Genomic DNA, 20477 nt, shown 5'->3' on the forward strand with positions numbered 1-20477 from the left:
GAGCACAGCGTGTCTCTTCTCGCGGACCCCAGCGTCATCCTTGCGGCCGAGAACGCCATCTCGGGCAACATCGCGACCGTCGGCTACGGCCTCGCGGTGCTCGGCCCGGGCATCGGCCTCGGCATCCTGATCGGCAAGACCGTCGAGGGCATGGCGCGCCAGCCCGAGGTCGCCGGCCAGCTCCGGACCACCATGTTCATCGGTATCGGCTTCGTCGAGGTCCTCGGCCTCCTCGGCCTGATCACCGGCTTCCTCTTCACGTGATCACCGCCGCGCTCCCCGCGGCGAGCATCCTGGCCGCGGAGACCGAAGAGGTCGAGGGCTGGCGCCTGCTCGTCCCCGCGGGCTACGACATCCTGTGGTCGTCGGTCGTGCTCCTCGTCATCGGCGTCGTCTTCTACAAGCTCGTGCTGCCGAAGTTCCAGGCGGTGCTCGACGAGCGCACGGAGAAGATCGAGGGCGGGCTCGCCCAGGCGAAGCACGCCCAGGAGGAGGCTGCCGCGGCGAAGGCCGAGTACGAGCAGCAGCTCCAGGACGCGCGCACCGAGGCCGCACGCATCCGCGAGGACGCGCGCACCGAGGCGACCGCCATCGTGACCGAGGCACGCCAGAAGGCGACCGCGGAGCAGGCGCGCATCGCCGAGACCGCGCAGCGGCAGATCGAGGCGGAGCGCCAGCAGGCGTCCGTCCAGCTGCGCAGCGACGTGGGCTCGCTCGCCACGGAGCTCGCCTCCAAGATCGTCGGCGAGTCGCTCGCGGACGAGGCGCGCCGGTCGCGCGTCGTCGACCGGTTCCTCGACGAGCTCGACGTCCAGACCACGGCGACCGCAGGCAAGGGGAACTGATGCGAGGGACGAGCCGGGCGTCGCTGGCCGTCGCGCAGGGCCGGTTCGAGCCGGTGCTGCGCGAGGCCGGCACGCAGGGGCGGCTGCTCGGCGAGCAGCTGTTCGCGCTGACCGACGCGCTGGACTCGTCCGGCTCGCTGCGGCGCACCCTGACCGACCCGTCGGCCGCCGGCGAGGCCAAGGCCGCGCTGGTGACCCGGCTGCTGGGCTCCGCCGACCCGCGGGCGGTCGAGGCCGCCCGCGGCCTGGTGGCCGCACGGTGGTCGGCCGAGGAGGACCTCGCGGAGGCCGTCGAGCACCTGGCCTTCTCGGCCGTGCTCGCGTCGGCGGAGGCGGACGGCACCCTGGACCAGGTCCAGGAGGAGCTGTTCCGGCTCGGCCGGGCGCTGGCCGGCCAGCGCGAGGTGCGCCGCCTGCTGTACACGGACACCGTGCACGCGCAGGCCCGCGGCGAGCTGGTGGACCGGCTGCTGAACGGCGCCGGCGCCCCTGCGACCCAGGTGCTCGCGCGCCGGGCCGCCGTGGCTCCGCGCGGCCGGCGGTACGTCGCGACGCTGGGCCTGCTCGACGACCTGATCGCGGAGCGCCGCGACCGCACGGTGGCCACGGTCACCTCGGCGGCGGAGCTCGACGGCACGCAGCAGCGCCGGCTCGCCGAGATCCTCGGCCGGGCCTACGGGCGCGAGATGCAGGTGCAGGTCCTCGTGGACCCGCACGTCCTGGGCGGCCTGCGCGTGCAGGTGGGCCCCGAGGTGATCGACGCGACCGTGCTGTCACGGCTGGCCGACGCCCGACGACGACTTGCCGGCTGACGGCCCTGCTGGGGCCGGCGCACCGAACCAGACCCACGTGGGGACGCACGCAGGACGCGTGCGACACGACAGGAGAGATGTTATGAGCGAGCTGCAGATCCGGCCGGAGGACATCCGCGCCGCGCTGGACAGCTTCGTCACCTCGTACGAGCCCACCGGTGCCGCTGCCGAGGAGGTCGGGCGCGTCACGCTGGCCGGCGACGGCATCGCGCGGGTCGAGGGCCTGCCCGGCGCGATGGCCAACGAGCTGCTGCGCTTCGAGGACGGCACCCTGGGCCTGGCCCTGAACCTCGACGTGCGCGAGATCGGCGTCATCGTCCTGGGCGAGTTCACCGGCATCGAGGAGGGTCAGGAGGTCCGCCGCACCGGCGAGGTCCTGTCCGTCCCCGTCGGCGACGCCTACCTCGGCCGCGTGGTGGACCCGCTGGGTCAGCCGATCGACGGCCTGGGCGAGATCGTCGCCGAGGGCCGCCGCGCCCTCGAGCTGCAGGCCCCCGGCGTCATGGCCCGCAAGTCGGTGCACGAGCCGCTGCAGACCGGCATCAAGGCGATCGACTCGATGATCCCGATCGGCCGCGGCCAGCGGCAGCTCGTGATCGGCGACCGCCAGACCGGCAAGACCGCGATCGCGATCGACACGATCCTCAACCAGAAGGCGAACTGGGAGACCGGCGACCCCGACAAGCAGGTCCGCTGCATCTACGTCGCCATCGGCCAGAAGGGCTCCACGATCGCCGCCGTCCGCGGCGCGCTCGAGGAGGCCGGCGCCCTGGAGTACACGACGATCGTCGCGGCCCCGGCGTCCGACCCGGCCGGCTTCAAGTACCTCGCCCCGTACACCGGCTCGGCCATCGGCCAGCACTGGATGTACGGCGGCAAGCACGTCCTCATCGTGTTCGACGACCTGTCGAAGCAGGCCGAGGCGTACCGCGCCGTGTCCCTGCTGCTGCGCCGCCCGCCGGGCCGCGAGGCGTACCCGGGCGACGTGTTCTACCTGCACTCCCGCCTGCTGGAGCGTTGTGCCAAGCTGTCCGACGAGCTCGGCGGCGGCTCGATGACCGGTCTGCCGTTCATCGAGACCAAGGCCAACGACGTCTCGGCGTACATCCCGACCAACGTCATCTCCATCACCGACGGGCAGATCTTCCTGCAGTCCGACCTGTTCAACGCGGACCAGCGTCCCGCCGTCGACGTGGGCATCTCGGTGTCCCGCGTCGGTGGTGCCGCGCAGGTCAAGGCGATGAAGCAGGTCTCGGGGACGCTGAAGCTCGACCTGGCGCAGTTCCGGTCGCTCGAGGCGTTCGCGATGTTCGCGTCCGACCTGGACGCCGCGTCCCGCGCGCAGCTGACCCGCGGCGCCCGCCTGATGGAGCTGCTCAAGCAGCCCCAGTACTCGCCGTTCCCGGTCGAGGACCAGGTCGCGTCGATCTGGGCCGGCACCAAGGGCAAGCTGGACGACGTCCCGGTCGAGGACGTCCGCCGGTTCGAGGCCGAGCTGCTGGACCACCTGCGTCGCAACACCGACGTCCTGGCGACGATCGCGAGCACGGGCAAGCTGGGCGACGAGCTCGAGCAGCAGCTCGCGTCCGCCGTCGACGAGTTCCGCGCGAACTTCCTCAAGGCCGACGGCACGCCGCTGACCGGCGCCGCCGACGGCGACGAGGCCGCCGAGGTCGAGCAGGAGCAGATCGTCCGGCAGAAGAAGGGCTGACGATGGCCGGTCAGCAGCGCGTCTACCGGGCACGCATCAGGTCCACCCAGTCGCTGAAGAAGATGTTCCGCGCCCAGGAGCTGATCGCCGCCTCGCGGATCGGTCGCGCCCGGGACCGGATGGCGGCGGCGTCCCCGTACGCCCGCGCCATCACCCGGGCCGTCTCGGCCGTCGCCACGCACTCGAACGTGACGCACCCGCTGCTGGCGGAGCGCACGGACACGCAGCGCGTCGCGGTGCTCCTCATCGCCTCGGACCGCGGCATGGCCGGCGCCTACTCGGCGTCGGTCATCCGCGAGACCGAGCGGCTGGTGGAGCGCCTCGAGGGCGAGGGCAAGGAGGTCGCGCTCTACATCAGCGGCCGCCGTGCCGAGTCCTACTACCGGTTCCGCAAGCGCGAGCTGGCGGCGGCGTGGACCGGGCAGTCCGACGCCCCGACGTCCGAGCTGGCGGAGGAGATCGCGAGCACGCTGCTCGACGCCTTCGCCGCCCCGGCGGACGAGGGCGGCGTGGGGGAGCTGCACATCGTGTCGACGCAGTTCGTCAACATGGTGAGCCAGCGCCCGCAGGTCATCCGGATGCTCCCGCTCGAGGTCGTCGAGGGGGTGGCGGTGGCCGGCGAGAACGAGGCCCTGCCGCTCTACGACTTCGAGCCCGACGCGGCCGAGGTGCTGGACGCGCTGCTGCCGCGGTACGTCCGCAGCCGGATCTTCTCCTGCCTGCTGCAGGCCGCCGCCTCCGAGCTCGCCTCGAGGCAGCGCGCCATGCACACGGCCACGGAGAACGCCGAGGACCTCATCCGCATGTACACGCGGCTGGCGAACCAGGCCCGCCAGGCCGAGATCACCCAGGAGATCAGCGAGATCGTGTCGGGCGCCGACGCGCTCGCCTCCTGAGCACCGACCGCACGACCGACCCCAGCCCGCCGGCTCCCCGGCGGACGACCGAAGGCAGGCAGACATGACCGCGACCACCGTCGACGCGAAGGACTCCACGGCCACGCCGGGCGTGGGCCGCGTCGCCCGTGTGATCGGGCCCGTCGTGGACATCGAGTTCCCCGCGGACCAGATCCCCGACATCTACAACGCGCTGACGGTCGACATCGACCTGTCCACGCAGGGCGAGGGTGAGGTCGCGGGCGGCTTCACCATGACCCTCGAGGTCGCGCAGCACCTCGGCGACTCCCTGGTGCGCGCCATCGCGCTGAAGCCGACGGACGGCCTCGTCCGCGGCGCCCAGGTCACCGACACCGGCGCGCCCATCAGCGTCCCGGTCGGCGACATCACCAAGGGCCACGTCTTCAACGTCACCGGCGAGGTGCTGAACCTCGCCGAGGGCGAGCGTTTCGAGGTCACCGAGCGCTGGCCGATCCACCGCAAGCCCCCGGCCTTCGACCAGCTGGAGTCGAAGACCCAGATGTTCGAGACCGGCATCAAGGTCATCGACCTGCTGACGCCGTACGTGCTCGGCGGGAAGATCGGCCTGTTCGGCGGTGCCGGCGTCGGCAAGACCGTCCTCATCCAGGAGATGATCCAGCGCGTCGCGCAGGACCACGGCGGCGTGTCCGTGTTCGCCGGCGTCGGCGAGCGCACCCGCGAGGGCAACGACCTCATCGTCGAGATGGAGGAGGCGGGCGTCTTCGACAAGACGGCGCTCGTCTTCGGCCAGATGGACGAGCCGCCGGGCACGCGTCTGCGCGTCGCCCTGTCCGCGCTGACGATGGCGGAGTACTTCCGCGACGTGCAGAAGCAGGACGTGCTGCTGTTCATCGACAACATCTTCCGGTTCACGCAGGCGGGTTCCGAGGTCTCCACCCTGCTCGGCCGCATGCCGTCCGCGGTCGGCTACCAGCCGAACCTCGCCGACGAGATGGGCCTCCTGCAGGAGCGCATCACCTCGACGCGCGGCCACTCGATCACCTCGCTGCAGGCGATCTACGTGCCCGCCGACGACTACACCGACCCGGCGCCGGCCACGACGTTCGCGCACCTGGACGCCACCACGGAGCTCTCCCGCGAGATCGCCTCGCGCGGTCTGTACCCCGCGGTGGACCCGCTGGCGTCGACGTCCCGCATCCTCGACCCGCGGTACGTGGGCCAGGAGCACTACGACGTGGCCACCCGCGTGAAGTCGATCCTGCAGCGCAACAAGGAGCTGCAGGACATCATCGCGATCCTCGGCGTGGACGAGCTGTCGGAGGAGGACAAGACGGTCGTCGGCCGTGCGCGTCGCATCCAGCAGTTCCTCTCGCAGAACACCTACATGGCCGAGAAGTTCACCGGCGTCGTGGGCTCCACGGTCCCGGTGTCCGAGACGGTCGAGGCGTTCCAGAAGATCGCGGACGGCGAGTTCGACCACATCTCGGAGCAGGCCTTCTTCAACATCGGCGGCCTCGAGGACCTCGAGCGCAACTGGGCCCGCATCCAGAAGGAGTACGGCGTCTGACGCCGTCCGCTCCACCCACCCGATCACCCCTTCCCCGGAGGTTCTGAGTCCATGGCCCAGCTCGAGGTCGACGTCGTCGACACCGACGGCACCATCTGGTCCGGCGAGGCCCGCCAGGTCAGTGCGCCCGCCTCGGACGGGGAGATCGGCATCCTCACCGGTCACACCCCGGTCCTCTCCGTGCTCCGGCACGGGGAGGTCCGGGTGACCGAGGCCGGCGGCGCCGTGCACCGGTGGTCCGTCGAGGGCGGCTTCCTGTCCGTCGACGCGGACCAGGTCACGGTCGTCGTCGACGCGGCCGAGGCGGTGGCCTCCGGCGCGTCCGGCCGCTGACGCGAGGCGGCGGCGGTGAGCGGGCACACGATCGCGCTGGTCGCGCTGCTGCTCGTCCTGGCCCTGCTCGTCGTGGTGGGTCTGGCGGTCTCGCGGTACCGGAGCCTGACGCACCGCGTCGGGTCGTTCCGGTGCTCCGCGCGGGTGCGCGGCCGCTTCCGGCGGGGCATCGCGCACTACGGGTCCCGGCACCTGTACTGGTGGCGGCTGCGGTCGCTCTCGCCGCGCCCCCTGCACGTCTGGCCGCGTGGGGCCTTCGAGGTCCTGGGCCGCACCCCCGTCGACGCCGCGGCCCCGCCCGGCGGTCCGTACCTGGTGCGCTGCCGGATCGGCGACGACGAGGAGATCGAGCTCGTCATGTCGCCCGAGGCGTACGCCGGGCTGACCTCGTGGCTCGAGGCCGCGCCGCCCGTGGCGCGCACCGTCATCTGACCACGGAGGACCCTTCCCGATGCGCCTGCTCGTCGCGCGCTGCTCCGCCCGCTACAGCGGCCGGCTGAACGCCCACCTGCCGCTCGCCACCCGCCTGGTCGTCGTCAAGGCGGACGGGTCCGTGCTGCTGCACTCCGACGGCGGGTCGTACAAGCCGCTGAACTGGATGAGCCCGCCCTGCACCCTGCGCACGGAGGACGCCGCGGACGAGGCGGTCGAGCGCGGCGTGCAGCAGGTCTGGACCGTGCAGCACACGAAGAGCGACGACCGCCTGGTCATCGAGGTGCACGAGGTGCTGCACGACTCCGCGCACGACCTCGGCGTCGACCCCGGCCTGATCAAGGACGGCGTCGAGGCCCACCTGCAGGAGCTGATGGCCGCGCAGATCGACGTGCTCGGCTCCGGGCACACGCTGGTGCGGCGGGAGTTCCCGACGGCCATCGGCCCGGTCGACATCCTCGCGAAGGACGCCGCCGGCGCCACCGTGGCCGTGGAGATCAAGCGCCGCGGCGACATCGACGGCGTCGAGCAGCTGACCCGGTACCTGGAGCTGCTCAACCGCGACCCGCTGCTGGCCCCGGTGCGCGGCGTGTTCGCGGCGCAGGAGATCAAGCCGCAGGCCCGGGTGCTCGCCACGGACCGCGGCATCGCGTGCCTGGTGCTCGACTACGACGCGATGCGGGGCGTCGACGACGTGGACTCCCGCCTGTTCTGAGGCTCGCGGCCACCGGGTGCCCGGGTGCGCCATGATGGGGGCGTGACCACAGCTGAGACCGCGCCCGTCGTCGTGCTGCGCGGGGAGGTGGTGACACCGGCCGAGGTCCTGCCGGACGGGGTCGTCGTCCTCGCGGGCGAGGAGGTCGCCTGGGTCGGTCCGGCGGCGCAGCTGCCGGGGACCTGGGCCGGGGACCTGCCCGCCGACCCCGCGCCCGGCACCACGCTGCTGCCCGGTCTGGTCGACCTGCACGACCACGGTGGCGGCGGCTCGTCGTTCCCGGACGCGACCACCCGGGACGAGGCGCTGGTGGCGGTGCACGAGCACCTGCGGCACGGCACCACGAGCCTCGTCGCGTCGCTGGTGACGGCCCCGCGCGAGATGCTGCTGGCCCGGGCGGCGCTGCTCGCCGACCTGGTCGACTCGGGGGACCTGGTGGGCATCCACGCCGAGGGGCCGTTCCTGTCCGCCGACCGGTGCGGCGCGCAGAACCCGGCCGACATGCTGCCCGGGGACCCGGCGCTGGTCGCGGACCTGGTCGCCGCCGCCCGCGGGCACCTGGCGACGATGACGATCGCCCCCGAGGTGCCGGGCGTCGCGGACGGCGCCGCGGGGACGGACGACGTCCTGGCCGCGCTGGTGCGGGGCGGGGCGGTGCCGTCGGTCGGCCACACCGACGCCGCGGCGGAGCAGGTCGACGCCGCGGTGCACCGGGCGCGCGCGCTGCTGGCCGGGGGCCGGCGGGGCGCCGGCGCGGGCGGGGGAGCGGGCCGTGGGCGCTCGCCCCGGCCGACGGCGACGCACCTGTTCAACGGCATGCGCCCGCTGCACCACCGCGACCCCGGGCCGATCGCGGCGTGTCTCGCCGCCGCAGCCCGCGGGGACCTCGTCGTCGAGCTGATCGCCGACGGCACGCACCTGGCGGACGGCACCGTGCGCGCCGTGTTCGACCTCGTCGGGCCCGGGTCGATCGCGCTCGTGACCGACGCGATGGCGGCGGCCGGCATGGCGGACGGGGACTACCGGCTGGGGCCGATGGCCGTCCGGGTGGGCGACGGCGTCGCGCGGATCCTCGGGGACGACGGCTCCGCCGGTGCGATCGCCGGCGGCACCGCGCACCTGGTCGACGTCGTGCGGACCGTGGTGCGCGCGGGCGTCCCCCTGGTCGCCGCCGTGCGGGCCGCGGCCACCACCCCGGCCGAGGTGCTGGGCCGGGCGGACCTCGGGGCGCTGGCCGCCGGGCGGCGCGCCGACGTGCTTGTGACGGACGGCGACCTGGTGCCGGTGGCGGTGTACCGGGCGGGACGGCTCGTCGAGGGCTGAGGCCGGGCGCGCCGGCCGGGCTCAGCCGGCGGGCGGCGCGACGCTGCCGTGGTCGGTGTACGCCGGCGCGACCAGCCGCGTCTCGGCGAGGTCCTCGCCACCGAGGCGCGCCATCACCATCTCGACGGCGATCCGCCCGATCCGCTCGCCCGGCACCTCGATGATCGACACCGGCACCGGCAGGGCGGCCGCGAGGTCGGCCGGGCTGACGGCGACGATCGACAGGTCCTCCGGCACGCGCAGCCCGCGCTCGGCCGCCCGGGCCAGGAGGCCGCCGAGCGCCGCCTCGTTGTGCACGACGAGCGCGGTGGTGCCGGGGTGCTCCGCCAGGACCTGGTCCAGGGCGAGCGCGCCGCCGGTGAACGTCGGGTCCGCGGGGACGACGGCGGCCGTCACCTCGCTCACGGCCGCCTGCTCCAGCACGCCGTGCCGCATGCGCACGGCGTAGTTGGCCCGGTGGTCGAGCCGGTCCTGGGACGCGCTGACCAGCACGACCCGCTCGTGCCCGTGCCGGGCCAGCTCCCGCACAGCGAGCCGGCCCGCGCCCGCGAAGTCCAGGTCGACGCAGCTCAGGCCGGTCGTGTCGTCCGGGACCCCGATGAGGATGCTCGGCAGCGCGAGCGACCGGAGCGCCGGCAGCCGGGCGTCGTCGGCCTCGATGTCCATCACGATGAGCGCGTCGGCGGTCGAGCTGGCTGCCACCCGGGACATCCCCTGCGGGTCGTCCTGCGTGAGGACCAGGACGTCGTGGTCGTGCTCGCGCGCGGTCGCGACCACGCCGGCGACGAACTGCATGATGATCTGCACGTTGATCCCCGGCCGGAACGGCACCATCAGGGCGATCACGTTGCTCCGGCTGGACGCCAGCGCGCGGGCGCCGGCGTGCGGGCGGTAGCCCAGGTCCGCGACCGCGCGCTGCACGCGGTCGCGGGTCGGCGCCGAGATGGTGCGCTTGCCGCTCAGCACGTAGCTGACGGTCGACACCGAGACGCCCGCCGCGCGGGCCACGTCGCCGATCGTCGCCATCGCCACAGGCTAGCGGCGTCGTGCCCCCGCGCGGTCACGGTCCGGGCGCAGCACGGCGAGTGTCCGGAAACCCGCCCGGTTCGGGCGGTATGCCCGCCGGTTCGGTGGACACCCGGCGGGCGGCCCGTGCGCGCGCACGGGGCTCGAGGTCGGACGCGACGTGCCATCCGCAGTGCAGTCGCCGCCCGCTCGCGCGTGTGCAAGCGGTTCGACCCGAAAGCGCTGGTCGCAGCGCGAGAACCGGACCGCCGCCCGTCCGAAGGGCGGATCGGCCACGATCTGACGTGCACGTCCGTGTCGCGAGTACTATCGAACCGCTTCGACAAAAAGTTCGCCGCGGGGCTGGACGCGACCGCCGGACCGCCCCTACAGTGGCGATCGCGCGAAGCGCTTCGACACCTCACGGACGAGGTCGTCGCGACAGCCGTCGAGGAGGAGGGCCCGTGGTCGTCACCATGCTGGACGTCGCCCACCGCGCCGGCGTCGCGCTCTCCACCGTCTCCGCGACGCTCACCGGTGCGCGTCCCGTCTCCGCGGCCACCCGCGCGCGGGTCCAGGCCGCCATGGACCAGCTCGGGTACCGGCGCAACGCGCTCGCCCGCGGGCTGGCGAGCCGGCGCAGCCGGGTGCTCGCGCTCACCTACCCGGTCGGCACCGCCGGGCTGAGCCGCACCTCGGCCGAGTTCGTGCTCAGCGCGGCGGAGGTCGCGCAGGAGCGCGGGTACCAGCTGGTCCTCTGGCCGTTCGCCGTCGACGACGCGGACGGGATCCTCGAGGTCGCCCGCCAGGGCCTGGCCGACGGCGTGCTCGTCATGGAGGTGCACGCGGACGACGACCGCGTGGCCGCCCTGCGCGGCGCGGGCGTGCCGGTCGCGCTGATCGGGCGCACCGCGGCGGACGACGCCGAGCCGGGCGTCCCGACGGTCGACGTCGACTTCGCGACCACCCTGGCCGACGCCGTCGCGCACCTCGCGGACCTCGGTCACCGGCGGATCGCGTTCGTGAACCACGCCGCGCACCGGCTGACGGAGGGGCACGGCCCCACGGTCCGCGCGGCGGCCGCGTACGAGGCGGAGGCGACCGCGCGCGGGCTGGTCCCGGCGCAGGTGTTCGCCGACGAGTCCGTCACCGGTGGCCGCGTCGCCGCGGCCGCGCTGCTGGACGGCCCGGAGCGGGCGCCGACCGCGGTCATCACGATGAACGAGGACGCGACGTTCGGCGTGGTCGCCGAGCTCGCCGCCCGGCGGCTGGCGGTCCCGGCCGACCTGTCGGTGCTCGCCGTCGTGTCGTCCCCGGCGGTCGCGGGGCAGACCGTGCCGCCGCTGACCACCCTGCACGCCCCCGGTGCCCAGCTCGGACGGGCGGGCGTCGACGCCCTGCTCGCGCTGCTGGACACGGGGGTCGTCCCGCCGCCCGTCCTCGAGCCCTGCCGGCTCGTGGACCTGGGCAGCACCGGCCCGGTTCCCGCGGCCGCGACCACGTCCGGCGCCCTCGCGGGGGCCGGCACCACCTAGACCCACCCACCGCGGACCCGGCGACCGGCGGGGTGCGCGGACCCAGCACAGCAGGAACTCGACGAGGAGGAACGTGTGATGGCAGCTCGGAAGCGGATCATGGCGGGGGCGCTGGTGCTCGCGCTGCCGTTCGCCCTGGCGGCGTGCGGCGGCGACAGCAGCGGCGGCGGGGGCGGCGGCGAGGGTGGCGACACCCTGACCGTCTGGCACTACGAGAACGACGACTCGGCGATGGGCCAGGCGTGGGCCAAGGCCATCGAGATCTTCGAGGAGGAGAACCCCGACGTCACCGTGAACGTCGAGAACCAGACGTTCGAGCAGATCCAGAAGAACGCCAAGATCTTCCTGACCGGCGACGACGTCCCCGACGTCATGGAGTACAACAAGGGCAACGCCACCGCCGGCCAGCTCGCGTCGCAGGGTCTGATCACCCCGCTGACGGAGGAGGCCGAGTCCCGCGGCTGGACGGACACGCTGCCGGCGTCGATCCAGACCACCGCGATGTACGACGAGCAGGGCCTCATGGGCTCGGGCGACTGGTTCGGGGTCCCGAACTACGGCGAGTTCGTCGGCGTCTACTACAACCAGGACATGCTCGACGCGCAGGGCATCGCGCAGCCGACCACGTTCGAGGAGTTCGAGGACGCGCTCGCCACGTTCAAGGCCGCGGGCATCACGCCGCTCGCCGAGGCCGGCTCCGAGTACCCGCTCGGCCAGCTCTGGTACGAGCTGGTGCTGCACTACGCCGACCGCGACCTGATCGACGACTACCAGCTGTTCGCGGACGACGTGGACTTCCAGGACCAGGCGTTCACGCAGGCCACCGAGAAGCTCGACGAGTGGATCAAGGCCGGCTACATCGCGTCGGACTCCGCCGCGCTGACCGCCGAGGACATGGGCGTCTCGTTCATCAACGGCACCTACCCGATCATGGTCTCCGGCTCCTGGTGGTTCGGCCGCCTCGTCGAGGAGATCCCGTTCACCTGGACCCAGGCGCTGTTCCCGGACAACACGATGCACCCGGGCTCGTCCGGCAACCTCTGGGTCGTCCCGGAGAACGCCGTCAACAAGGACCTCGCCTACGAGTTCATCGACATCACCCTGCGCCCGGAGGTGCAGGAGATCCTCGGCCAGAAGGGCGGCCTCCCGGTCGCCGGCGACTCCTCGACCATCACGGACGAGAAGACCCAGGAGATGACCGAGAACTTTGAGTCGATCCTGGCCGAGGACGGTCTGGCGTTCTACCCCGACTGGCCGGTGCCCGGCTACTACGACGTGATCGTCAGCGAGCTGCAGTCGCTGGTCAACCAGTCGAAGACGCCCGCCGAGGTGCTGGACGGCCTGTCCGCCGCCTACGAGGACGGCAAGACGGACCTGCTCGAGGGCTGACCGCCCCACCCCGGCCCGCCGGCGGCGCGCACCGCGTGGCGCGCGCCGCCGGCCGGGCCCGGACCCCAGCACCGAACTCGAGGGAGCCGCATGACCACCGTCGACCGCGCTGCGCCGCCGTCGCGCCGCCGCAGCAGCCGCTCGCGCGACTGGGTCGGGTACCTGCCGTACCTGGCACCCGGTCTGATCGCCTTCACCGTCGTCATCCTGATCCCGTTCGGGATGAACATCTGGTACAGCCTGCACAAGTGGAAGGGCGGCAACGCCCCGCTGCGCTGGTACGGGCTGGGCAACTACACCGACCTGCTCGCGGACGAGCAGTTCTGGACGTCGTTCCGGAACTCGATCGCGATGATCCTGGCGATGGTGGTGGTGCCGACGCTGATCGGCCTGCTGCTGGCGACCACCCTGTTCGACGTGCTGGGCAAGCGGTTCGGGCCGCGGGTCGCCTCGGTGCTGCGGGCGACCTACTACCTGCCGCAGATCCTGCCCGTCGCCGTCGCCGGCGTGCTGTGGAACTGGATCCTCAACTCGCAGACCGGCGCGGTGAACGTGCTGCTGCGGGAGATCGGCGTCGCGAACCCGCCCAACTGGCTCGGGTCGACCGACACCGCGCTGCCGACCGTGATGCTGGTGCTGATCTGGATCCAGATCGGCTACCCGGTCGTCATCTTCATGTCCGCGCTGCAGCGCGTCGACCCCGAGCTGTACGAGGCCGCCGAGCTCGACGGTGCCGGCTGGTGGCACCGGTTCCGCGCCATCACGATCCCGCAGATCAAGCCGGAGACCTTCGTCATCACGCTGACCTGCACCGTGGCCGCGCTCAAGGTGTTCGGCCCGATCTACGTGCTGACCCGCGGCGGTCCCGAGTCCTCGACCCTGGTGCCGAGCTACTACTCGTACCTGAACTTCTTCGACAAGTCGAAGGTCGGCTACGGCGCCGCCATCGCCAACGTCCTGACGGTCCTCATCATCGGTGTGGCCGTCGTCATCATGGTGCTGCAGGCCCGCAGCGCCCGTCGTGAGGAGGAGGGTCGCTGATGGCCGCCCCGATCGAGACCCTGCCGACGCCCATCAGCACCGGACGCCCCCCGAAGCCGCCACGCGTCAGGGCGACCGAGGTGGACCGCCGGCACCGCCGCGGCCGGTCCCGCTGGTTCGTGCTGGCCGGCGCCGTGCTCGTCGCCGCCGTGATGCTCGTGCCGTTCCTCATCATGGTGCTCAACGCCTTCAAGGCGCCGGCCGACTACTCGCAGAACGGCCCGCTCAGCATCCCGACCTCGCTCTACACCGACGGGCTGGTCAACTTCTGGGAGCGCGTGAACTTCCCGGAGAAGCTGGTCAACTCGATCTGGATCTCCGGCGCCGTCGCGATCTTCGGCGTGACGCTCTCGCTGTTCAGCGCGTACGCCCTCGGCGTCGGCCGCGTGAAGGGCCGGATGTGGGTGGTGACGCTCTTCCTGCTGGCCAACATGCTGCCGCAGGAGGTGCTGGTCTACCCGCTGTTCCAGATGGCGCAGGAGGTGGGGCTGTCCAACAACCAGTGGTCGGTCATCATCATCTTCACCGTCATCCAGGCGGCGTTCGGCACCTACCTGCTGAGCTCGGTGCTCGGCACGTTCCCCAAGGCGCTGCTCGAGGCGGCGTCCCTGGACGGCGCCGGCCGCTGGCGCACCCTGTGGGGCGTCGTGTTCCCCGTGGTCCGGCCGACGTTGTCGGTCCTCGTGATCTTCTTCTTCATCTGGACCTGGAACGAGTTCTTCATCCCGCTGGTCATGCTCACGACCAACGCCACCCAGACGATCCCCGTCGCGCTCGCCTCGCTGCAGGGCGACCGGATGATGGACGCCCCCACGACCAACGCGGGCGCCCTCGTCTCGATGATCCCGGCGATCGTCTTCTTCCTCATCTTCCAGCGCACGCTGACCCGCGGCATCACCGCGGGCGCGGTCAAGTAGGCAGGGCTCCACCATGAAGTTCACCGACGGCTACTGGCAGAACCTCCCCGGCGTCACCGTCCTGCGCCCGCGCGCGGTCGACGAGGTCGTCCTGGGCGAGCGGTCGCTGACCGCCTACGCCGGCACCGGCCGCCTCGAGACCCGGGGCGACACCCTCAACCACCCGCTGATCACGATCACGCTCGACTCGCCCGCCGAGGGCGTGCTCGGCGTGACCGTCGAGCACCACCAGGGCGGCGTCGACCCGGGCCCGGCGTTCGCGCTGGCCGGCACGCACCCCGACGTGCGGGTCGCCGGCCCGTCCGCCGGCGACGCCCGGGCGACGCTCACCACCGGCAACCTGACCGCCCGCGTCGCCACCACGGGGGAGTGGGCGCTCGACGTCGAGGTCGACGGCCGCGTCGTCACCGGGGCGACCTCCCGCGGCGTCGGGTTCGTGACCGACGCCGACGGCCGGCACTTCGTGCGCGAGCAGCTCGCGCTCGGCGTCGCGGACCACGTCTACGGGCTCGGCGAGCGGTTCACGCCGTTCGTCAAGAACGGCCAGACGGTCGACGTCTGGAACGCCGACGGCGGCACCTCCTCGGAGCAGGCGTACAAGAACGTGCCGTTCTACCTGACCGACGCGGGCTACGGCGTGTTCGTCGACCACCCGGGGCACGTCTCCTTCGAGGTCGGCTCCGAGGTCGTCTCGCGCACCCAGTTCAGCGTCGCCGGCCAGCGGCTGCGCTACTACGTCATCGCCGGGCCGACGCCCAAGGACGTGCTGCGCCGGTACACCGCGCTGACCGGGCGGCCCGCCCGCGTGCCCGACTGGTCGTACGGGCTGTGGCTCTCGACGTCGTTCACGACGAACTACGACGAGGACACGGTCATGTCGTTCATCGACGGCATGGCCGAGCGGGGCCTGCCGCTGTCGGTGTTCCACTTCGACTGCTTCTGGATGCGCAAGTTCCACTGGTGCGACTTCGTCTGGGACCCCGCCACGTTCCCGGACCCGAAGGGGATGCTGTCCCGGCTGCACGACCGCGACCTGCAGGTGTGCGTCTGGATCAACCCGTACATCGCCCAGCGCTCGCACCTGTTCGAGGAGGGCCGCGAGCTCGGCTACCTGGTCAAGCGCGCCGACGGCTCCGTCTGGCAGTGGGACCTGTGGCAGTCCGGCATGGCGCTGGTCGACTTCACCAACCCGGACGCCACCGCCTGGTACCAGGGCAAGCTGCGCGCGCTGCTGGACATGGGCGTCGACGCGTTCAAGACCGACTTCGGGGAGCGGATCCCGACGGACGTCGTCTGGCACGACGGCTCCGACCCCGAGCGGATGCACAACTACTACACGCACCTCTACAACAAGGCCGTCTTCGAGCTCCTCGAGGACGTCCGCGGCGAGGGCGAGGCCGTGCTGTTCGCCCGGTCCGCGACCGCCGGCGGCCAGCAGTTCCCGGTGCACTGGGGCGGCGACTGCGAGTCGACCTTCGTGTCGATGGCCGAGTCGCTGCGCGGCGGGCTGTCGCTGGCGACGTCCGGGTTCGGCTACTGGTCGCACGACATCGGCGGGTTCGAGGGCACGCCCGACGCCGCGGTGTTCAAGCGCTGGCTGGCGTTCGGCCTGCTGTCGTCGCACTCGCGGCTGCACGGGTCCAGCTCGTACCGGGTGCCGTGGGCGTTCGACGACGAGTCGGTCGACGTCACCCGCCGGTTCACCGAGCTCAAGCTGTCCCTGATGCCGTACCTGTCGGCGGTCGGCCGCGAGGCGCACACCGACGGGCTGCCCGCGATGCGGCCGATGGTCGTCGAGTTCCCGGACGAGCCCGCGGCCGCGTCGGTCGACACCCAGTACATGCTCGGGGAGCGGCTGCTGGTCGCGCCGGTGTTCACCGCCGACGGGACCGTCGACGTGTACGTGCCCGAGGGGGAGTGGACTTCGCTGCTCGACGGCTCCACGGTCACCGGGCCGCGCTGGCACCGGCAGCAGCACGGGTTCGACTCGCTGCCGCTGCTGGTCCGGCCGGGCACCGTGCTGCCGGTCGGCTCCCGCACCGACCGCCCGGACTACGACCACGCCGACGGCGTCACGCTGCGGGTGTTCGGCCTGGCGGACGGTGCCGAGACGGTGGTCACGGTCGCCGGGGCGGCGGGCGAGGCGCGGTTCCGGGTGACCCGGCACGGCTCGACCGTCGTGGCCGAGGCGACGGGCGCGGTCCCGGCGACGTGGTCGCTGGCCGCGGCCCTGGGCGACCCGGTCCCCGCCGACGGCCCGACCGCGGAGCTCACCCTCCCCGCCTGACCCGCCTGACCCGCCGGCGCTCGCCGCTCGAATCGCCGAGCGGGCACTCGTTGTCCCTTCGCCTCCCCGGGAAGGGACATCGACTGCCCGCTCGGCGCCGCTCGCTGTGAGCGGTGGGTGCGGGAGCGCTTCCACCACCGTGTATCGTATCGATTCGACAGTGCCGTCCGAGCCACCGAGGGGCCTCTCATGACCACCACCCGTCCGTCCGGACGCCAGTTCCCCGCCGACTTCCTCTGGGGATCGGCCACCGCCTCGTACCAGATCGAGGGCGCGGCCACCGAGGGCGGCCGCGGCCCGTCCATCTGGGACACCTTCTCCGCCACCCCGGGCAAGGTGCTGAACGGCGACACCGGCGCCGTCGCCGCCGACCACTACCACCGCGTCCCCGAGGACGTGGCGCTGATGCAGCAGCTCGGCCTGCAGGCCTACCGGCTGTCGATCGCGTGGCCGCGCGTGCAGCCGACCGGGTCCGGCGAGTTCAACGCCGAGGGCATCGCGTTCTACGTCGACCTGGTCGACCGCCTGGTCGAGGCCGGCATCGCCCCGGTCGTCACCCTGTACCACTGGGACCTGCCGCAGCCCCTCGAGGACGAGGGCGGCTGGGTCAACCGCGAGACCGCCTACCGGTTCGCGGACTACGCCCGCCGGATGGCCGAGGCGCTGGGGGACAAGGTCACCGTCTGGACCACGCTCAACGAGCCGTGGTGCTCGGCGTACCTGGGCTACGCCTCGGGCGTGCACGCGCCGGGCCGCACCGAGCAGGGCGCGTCGCTCGCCGCCGTGCACCACCTGAACCTCGCGCACGGCCTGGCTGCCCGCGCGATCCGCGACGTGCTGGGCGACGCCGCGCAGGTGTCGATCACGCTCAACCTGCACGTCACGCGCGCCGCCTCCGACGCGGCCGAGGACGTCGCCGCCAAGGCGCAGGTGGACACCGTCGCCAACGAGGTGTTCCTGCAGCCGCTGCTCGAGGGCCGCTACCCCGCGCACGTGCGGGAGCAGACGGCCGCGGTCAGCGACTGGTCGTTCGTCCAGGACGGCGACCTGGAGCTGATCCGGCAGCCGATCGACCTGCTGGGCGTGAACTACTACTCCACGGGCCGGGTGCAGCGCCTGCACGGGGAGCCGGTGGTCGGGGACGGCAGACCGGGCGTCGACGGCCACAAGTCGTCCGAGGTCAGCCCCTGGGTCGGCTGCGACGACGTCGAGTGGCTGCCGCAGCCCGGCCCGCACACCGCGATGGGCTGGAACGTCGAGCCCGCCGGCCTGACCGAGCTGCTGGTCGAGCTGCACGAGCGCTACCCGTCGCTGCCGCTCGCGGTCACCGAGAACGGCGCCGCGTTCGCCGACGAGGTCGCCCCCGACGGCCGGGTGCACGACGACCTGCGGGTGGCGTACCTGCACGACCACATCGACGCCGTCGGTGCCGCGATGGACGCCGGCGCGGACGTGCGGGGCTACTTCGTGTGGTCGCTGATGGACAACTTCGAGTGGGCCTACGGCTACGACCGGCGGTTCGGCATCATCCGCGTCGACTACGACACCTGCGAGCGCACGCTCAAGGACTCGGCGCTCTGGTACCGCGACCTGATCGCGACGCGCACCATCGCGCCGGCGGAGACGGCGGCCACGCTGTCCTGACCCGGGCGCGCGGCGGAGGGCGGTGACCGGCGACGGTCGCCGCCCTCCGGCGTACCGGGGGAGAATCGGGTCGTGCCCTCGTCCCGTCGCTCCGGCAAGCGCCCCTACGCCACCGAGCACGTCCCGCTCGACGTCGACCGCGTGCGCGGCGGGCGGACCTCGGAGGAGGCCGCCGACGGCTCCTGGACCGTGCAGCGGGTCGGCGGCTCGGACCGCACCTTCCGCTGCCCGGGCTGCGACCAGGAGATCGCCGCGGGGACCGCGCACGTCGTGGCCTGGCGGTCCGACGGCCTGTTCGGGGCCGACGCCGCCCTCGCCGACCGGCGGCACTGGCACCCGGCGTGCTGGTCCGCCCGGCACCGCCGCGGGCCGACCCGGCGCTGACCACGACGGCGCGCACCGGACTACGCTCGACGGCGATGACCACCGCAGCCGCCGCCACGCCCATCCGCTCGCTCACCGTCCTGCCCGCGCACCGCGAGGACGTCGAGCTGCACACCGCCGACGGGCTCACCCTGGTCGGTGAGCTCGCGCTGCCCGTGCACCCCGACGGGTCGCCGAAGACCCCGGCGGCCACGCTGGTGACGCTGCACCCGCTGCCGACGCACGGCGGCTACATGGACTCGCACGTGCTGCGCAAGGCGTCCTGGCGGCTGCCGGCGCTGGCCGACGTCGCGGTGCTGCGGTTCAACACCCGCGGCACCTCCAGCCCGCGCGGCACCAGCCAGGGCGCGTTCGACGAGGGCCGATCCGAGCGGTTCGACGTGCACGCCGCGATCGAGCTCGCCGAGTTCCGCGACCTGCCGCACCCGTGGCTGGTCGGCTGGTCGTTCGGCACCGAGCTCGCGCTGATGCACGGGCTGGACCCGGTGGTCGAGGGCGCGGTCCTGCTGTCCCCGCCGCTGCACCGCGCCACCGACCAGCACCTGGACGCGTGGGACGCCGACGGCCGCCCGCTCGTGGTGCTGGTGCCCGAGCAGGACGACTACCTGCGCCCAGAGCAGGCCCGCGAGCGGTTCTCCCGGGTGCACCAGGCCGAGGTGGTGGCGGTCGACGGCGCCAAGCACCTGTGGGTGGGCGAGCCCTACGTCCGGCGCGTGCTGGACGAGGTCGTCGCGCACGTCCGGCCCGGGTTCCCGGTCCCGCTGCCGACCACCTGGGACGGGCCGAGCGAGCGGGCCGACCAACCGCCGGTGCCCCAGTCGCCCGAGGGCGAGGCCTTCGCCGGCTCCGCCGAGGAGGACGCGTGAGCGACGCCGTCGTGGTCCTGCACGAGCTCCGCTCCGGGACCGGCCTGCCGCTGGTGCTGCTGCACGCGTTCCCGCTCGACTCCCGGATGTGGACCGACGTCGCCGCGCTGCTGCCGGGCGACGTGCCCGTGCTGGCCGCGGACCTGCCGGGGCTCGGCGCGGCGGGCGGCGCACCGCTGCCGGAGCCCTCGCTCGAGGCCGCGGCGGACGCCGTCGCCGCGGCGCTGACCGAGGCCGGGCACGACCGCGTCGTCCTGGCCGGGCTGTCGATGGGCGGCTACGTGGCGCTGGCGCTCGCCGAGCGGCACCCCGGGCGGGTCGCCGGGATCGGGCTGCTGGACACCAAGGCCACGGCCGACCCCGATGACGCCCGCGCCAACCGGCTGCGGGTCGCGTCCGTGGTCGAGGACGCCGGGACGGTCGACGAGGTGCTGCCGATGGCCACGGCCCTCCTCGGAACGGCGGCGCAGCAGCACCTGGAGCTGGTCGCCCGCCTCGAGGCCTGGATCGGGTCGCAGCCCCCGGCCGGCGTCGCGTGGTCCCAGCGCGCGATGGCCGCCCGCCCGGACCGCACCGCGGTGCTGGCCGGCTTCGACGGTGCCGCGCTGGTGCTGGTGGGGGAGGAGGACCGGCCGACCCCGGTCGCCGCGGCCCGCGCGACGGCGGACGTCCTCGGCGTGCAGCCCGTCGTCGTCCCGGCCGCCGGGCACCTCACGGCCGTCGAGGCGCCGTCGGTCGTGGCGGAGGCGCTGGGCGACCTGGTGCGGCGCGCCCGGGGCTGAGCAGCGCGGGC

20 protein-coding genes are annotated in these 20477 nt (G+C 73.2%); 19 read left to right on the forward strand and 1 reads right to left on the reverse strand.

The window, feature by feature from the left end; all coding sequences use genetic code 11:
* Nucleotides 1-9: 9 nt before the first annotated feature.
* The 10 genes from atpE (at nucleotide 10) to AC1050_RS13520 (ending at nucleotide 8616) form a co-directional block, all read left to right on the forward strand.
* Nucleotides 10-264, forward strand: a complete 255-nt coding sequence (atpE, locus tag AC1050_RS13475; RefSeq protein ID WP_454051368.1) for an ATP synthase F0 subunit C — start codon at nucleotides 10-12, stop codon at nucleotides 262-264.
* Complete coding sequence (locus tag AC1050_RS13480; RefSeq protein WP_482387896.1) at nucleotides 261-845, forward strand: F0F1 ATP synthase subunit B; 585 nt, start codon at nucleotides 261-263, stop codon at nucleotides 843-845. The genes atpE and AC1050_RS13480 overlap by 4 nt, the downstream gene beginning before the upstream one ends.
* A complete protein-coding gene (locus AC1050_RS13485; RefSeq protein WP_482387897.1) occupies nucleotides 845-1657 on the forward strand; it encodes a F0F1 ATP synthase subunit delta in 813 nt (270 codons plus the stop codon). Before AC1050_RS13480 ends, AC1050_RS13485 begins: the two co-directional genes overlap by 1 nt.
* Nucleotides 1658-1739: 82 nt before the next feature.
* Nucleotides 1740-3368: a F0F1 ATP synthase subunit alpha gene (gene atpA / locus AC1050_RS13490; protein WP_482387898.1), complete on the forward strand. Its 1629-nt coding sequence runs from the start codon at nucleotides 1740-1742 to the stop codon at nucleotides 3366-3368.
* Between the two features lie 2 nt (nucleotides 3369-3370).
* Nucleotides 3371-4264: a F0F1 ATP synthase subunit gamma gene (locus tag AC1050_RS13495; RefSeq protein WP_482387899.1), complete on the forward strand. Its 894-nt coding sequence runs from the start codon at nucleotides 3371-3373 to the stop codon at nucleotides 4262-4264.
* Between the two features lie 64 nt (nucleotides 4265-4328).
* Complete coding sequence (gene atpD / locus AC1050_RS13500) at nucleotides 4329-5813, forward strand: F0F1 ATP synthase subunit beta (protein ID WP_482387900.1); 1485 nt, start codon at nucleotides 4329-4331, stop codon at nucleotides 5811-5813.
* A gap of 51 nt (nucleotides 5814-5864) precedes the next feature.
* On the forward strand, nucleotides 5865-6146 hold the full coding sequence (locus AC1050_RS13505; protein ID WP_482387901.1) for a F0F1 ATP synthase subunit epsilon: 282 nt from the start codon (nucleotides 5865-5867) through the stop codon (nucleotides 6144-6146).
* Nucleotides 6147-6161: 15 nt separating this feature from the next.
* Nucleotides 6162-6578, forward strand: coding sequence for a DUF2550 domain-containing protein (locus AC1050_RS13510; protein ID WP_482387902.1), 417 nt, complete (start codon nucleotides 6162-6164; stop codon nucleotides 6576-6578).
* Nucleotides 6579-6597: 19 nt separating this feature from the next.
* Nucleotides 6598-7293, forward strand: coding sequence for an endonuclease NucS (gene nucS / locus AC1050_RS13515; protein ID WP_482387903.1), 696 nt, complete (start codon nucleotides 6598-6600; stop codon nucleotides 7291-7293).
* A gap of 42 nt (nucleotides 7294-7335) precedes the next feature.
* The gene (locus AC1050_RS13520) at nucleotides 7336-8616 is read left to right on the forward strand and encodes an amidohydrolase family protein (RefSeq protein WP_482387904.1); all 1281 of its coding nucleotides are present in this window, start codon (nucleotides 7336-7338) and stop codon (nucleotides 8614-8616) included.
* A 21-nt stretch (nucleotides 8617-8637) separates the two neighbouring features.
* Here AC1050_RS13520 and AC1050_RS13525 read toward each other — a convergent pair whose 3' ends face one another.
* Nucleotides 8638-9642 carry a LacI family DNA-binding transcriptional regulator gene (locus AC1050_RS13525; RefSeq protein ID WP_482387905.1) on the reverse strand — a complete coding sequence of 335 codons (1005 nt, stop codon included), beginning with the start codon at nucleotides 9640-9642 and terminating at the stop codon, nucleotides 8638-8640.
* Between the two features lie 443 nt (nucleotides 9643-10085).
* On the opposite strand from AC1050_RS13525, the gene AC1050_RS13530 reads away from it, so the two are divergent.
* The 9 genes from AC1050_RS13530 to AC1050_RS13570 all read left to right on the forward strand — a co-directional run bounded on the left by AC1050_RS13530 (nucleotide 10086) and on the right by AC1050_RS13570 (nucleotide 20466).
* Entirely contained in the window at nucleotides 10086-11156 is a 1071-nt protein-coding gene (locus tag AC1050_RS13530; protein ID WP_482387906.1) for a LacI family DNA-binding transcriptional regulator, read from the forward strand.
* Between the two features lie 78 nt (nucleotides 11157-11234).
* The gene (locus tag AC1050_RS13535; RefSeq protein ID WP_482387907.1) at nucleotides 11235-12545 is read left to right on the forward strand and encodes an ABC transporter substrate-binding protein; all 1311 of its coding nucleotides are present in this window, start codon (nucleotides 11235-11237) and stop codon (nucleotides 12543-12545) included.
* A 90-nt stretch (nucleotides 12546-12635) separates the two neighbouring features.
* Entirely contained in the window at nucleotides 12636-13586 is a 951-nt protein-coding gene (locus tag AC1050_RS13540; RefSeq protein ID WP_482387908.1) for a carbohydrate ABC transporter permease, read from the forward strand.
* On the forward strand, nucleotides 13586-14503 hold the full coding sequence (locus tag AC1050_RS13545; RefSeq protein ID WP_482387909.1) for a carbohydrate ABC transporter permease: 918 nt from the start codon (nucleotides 13586-13588) through the stop codon (nucleotides 14501-14503). Before AC1050_RS13540 ends, AC1050_RS13545 begins: the two co-directional genes overlap by 1 nt.
* A gap of 13 nt (nucleotides 14504-14516) precedes the next feature.
* Nucleotides 14517-16790, forward strand: coding sequence for an alpha-xylosidase (gene yicI, locus AC1050_RS13550; RefSeq protein WP_482387910.1), 2274 nt, complete (start codon nucleotides 14517-14519; stop codon nucleotides 16788-16790).
* A gap of 189 nt (nucleotides 16791-16979) precedes the next feature.
* Nucleotides 16980-18434, forward strand: a complete 1455-nt coding sequence (locus AC1050_RS13555) for a GH1 family beta-glucosidase (protein ID WP_482387911.1) — start codon at nucleotides 16980-16982, stop codon at nucleotides 18432-18434.
* Nucleotides 18435-18506: 72 nt separating this feature from the next.
* Nucleotides 18507-18818 carry a hypothetical protein gene (locus AC1050_RS13560; protein ID WP_482387912.1) on the forward strand — a complete coding sequence of 104 codons (312 nt, stop codon included), beginning with the start codon at nucleotides 18507-18509 and terminating at the stop codon, nucleotides 18816-18818.
* A 35-nt stretch (nucleotides 18819-18853) separates the two neighbouring features.
* Nucleotides 18854-19684, forward strand: a complete 831-nt coding sequence (locus tag AC1050_RS13565) for an alpha/beta hydrolase (RefSeq protein ID WP_482387913.1) — start codon at nucleotides 18854-18856, stop codon at nucleotides 19682-19684.
* Entirely contained in the window at nucleotides 19681-20466 is a 786-nt protein-coding gene (locus tag AC1050_RS13570; RefSeq protein ID WP_482387914.1) for an alpha/beta fold hydrolase, read from the forward strand. The genes AC1050_RS13565 and AC1050_RS13570 overlap by 4 nt, the downstream gene beginning before the upstream one ends.
* The last annotated feature ends 11 nt before the right edge of the window (nucleotides 20467-20477 follow it).

It is taken from the genome of Cellulomonas sp. NEAU-ZC6, from assembly GCF_056844425.1.

What these genes read in the sequence shown, in the direction of transcription:
- AC1050_RS13485 (WP_482387897.1), top strand. Translation starts at nt 845, where the DNA reads ATGCGAGGGACGAGCCGGGCGTCGCTGGCCGTCGCGCAGGGCCGGTTC.
- atpA (WP_482387898.1), top strand. Translation starts at nt 1,740, where the DNA reads ATGAGCGAGCTGCAGATCCGGCCGGAGGACATCCGCGCCGCGCTGGAC.
- AC1050_RS13495 (WP_482387899.1), top strand. Translation starts at nt 3,371, where the DNA reads ATGGCCGGTCAGCAGCGCGTCTACCGGGCACGCATCAGGTCCACCCAG.
- atpD (WP_482387900.1), top strand. Translation starts at nt 4,329, where the DNA reads ATGACCGCGACCACCGTCGACGCGAAGGACTCCACGGCCACGCCGGGC.
- AC1050_RS13505 (WP_482387901.1), top strand. Translation starts at nt 5,865, where the DNA reads ATGGCCCAGCTCGAGGTCGACGTCGTCGACACCGACGGCACCATCTGG.
- nucS (WP_482387903.1), top strand. Translation starts at nt 6,598, where the DNA reads ATGCGCCTGCTCGTCGCGCGCTGCTCCGCCCGCTACAGCGGCCGGCTG.
- AC1050_RS13525 (WP_482387905.1), bottom strand. Translation starts at nt 9,642, where the DNA reads ATGGCGACGATCGGCGACGTGGCCCGCGCGGCGGGCGTCTCGGTGTCG.
- AC1050_RS13535 (WP_482387907.1), top strand. Translation starts at nt 11,235, where the DNA reads ATGGCAGCTCGGAAGCGGATCATGGCGGGGGCGCTGGTGCTCGCGCTG.
- AC1050_RS13540 (WP_482387908.1), top strand. Translation starts at nt 12,636, where the DNA reads ATGACCACCGTCGACCGCGCTGCGCCGCCGTCGCGCCGCCGCAGCAGC.
- AC1050_RS13545 (WP_482387909.1), top strand. Translation starts at nt 13,586, where the DNA reads ATGGCCGCCCCGATCGAGACCCTGCCGACGCCCATCAGCACCGGACGC.
- yicI (WP_482387910.1), top strand. Translation starts at nt 14,517, where the DNA reads ATGAAGTTCACCGACGGCTACTGGCAGAACCTCCCCGGCGTCACCGTC.
- AC1050_RS13555 (WP_482387911.1), top strand. Translation starts at nt 16,980, where the DNA reads ATGACCACCACCCGTCCGTCCGGACGCCAGTTCCCCGCCGACTTCCTC.
- AC1050_RS13565 (WP_482387913.1), top strand. Translation starts at nt 18,854, where the DNA reads ATGACCACCGCAGCCGCCGCCACGCCCATCCGCTCGCTCACCGTCCTG.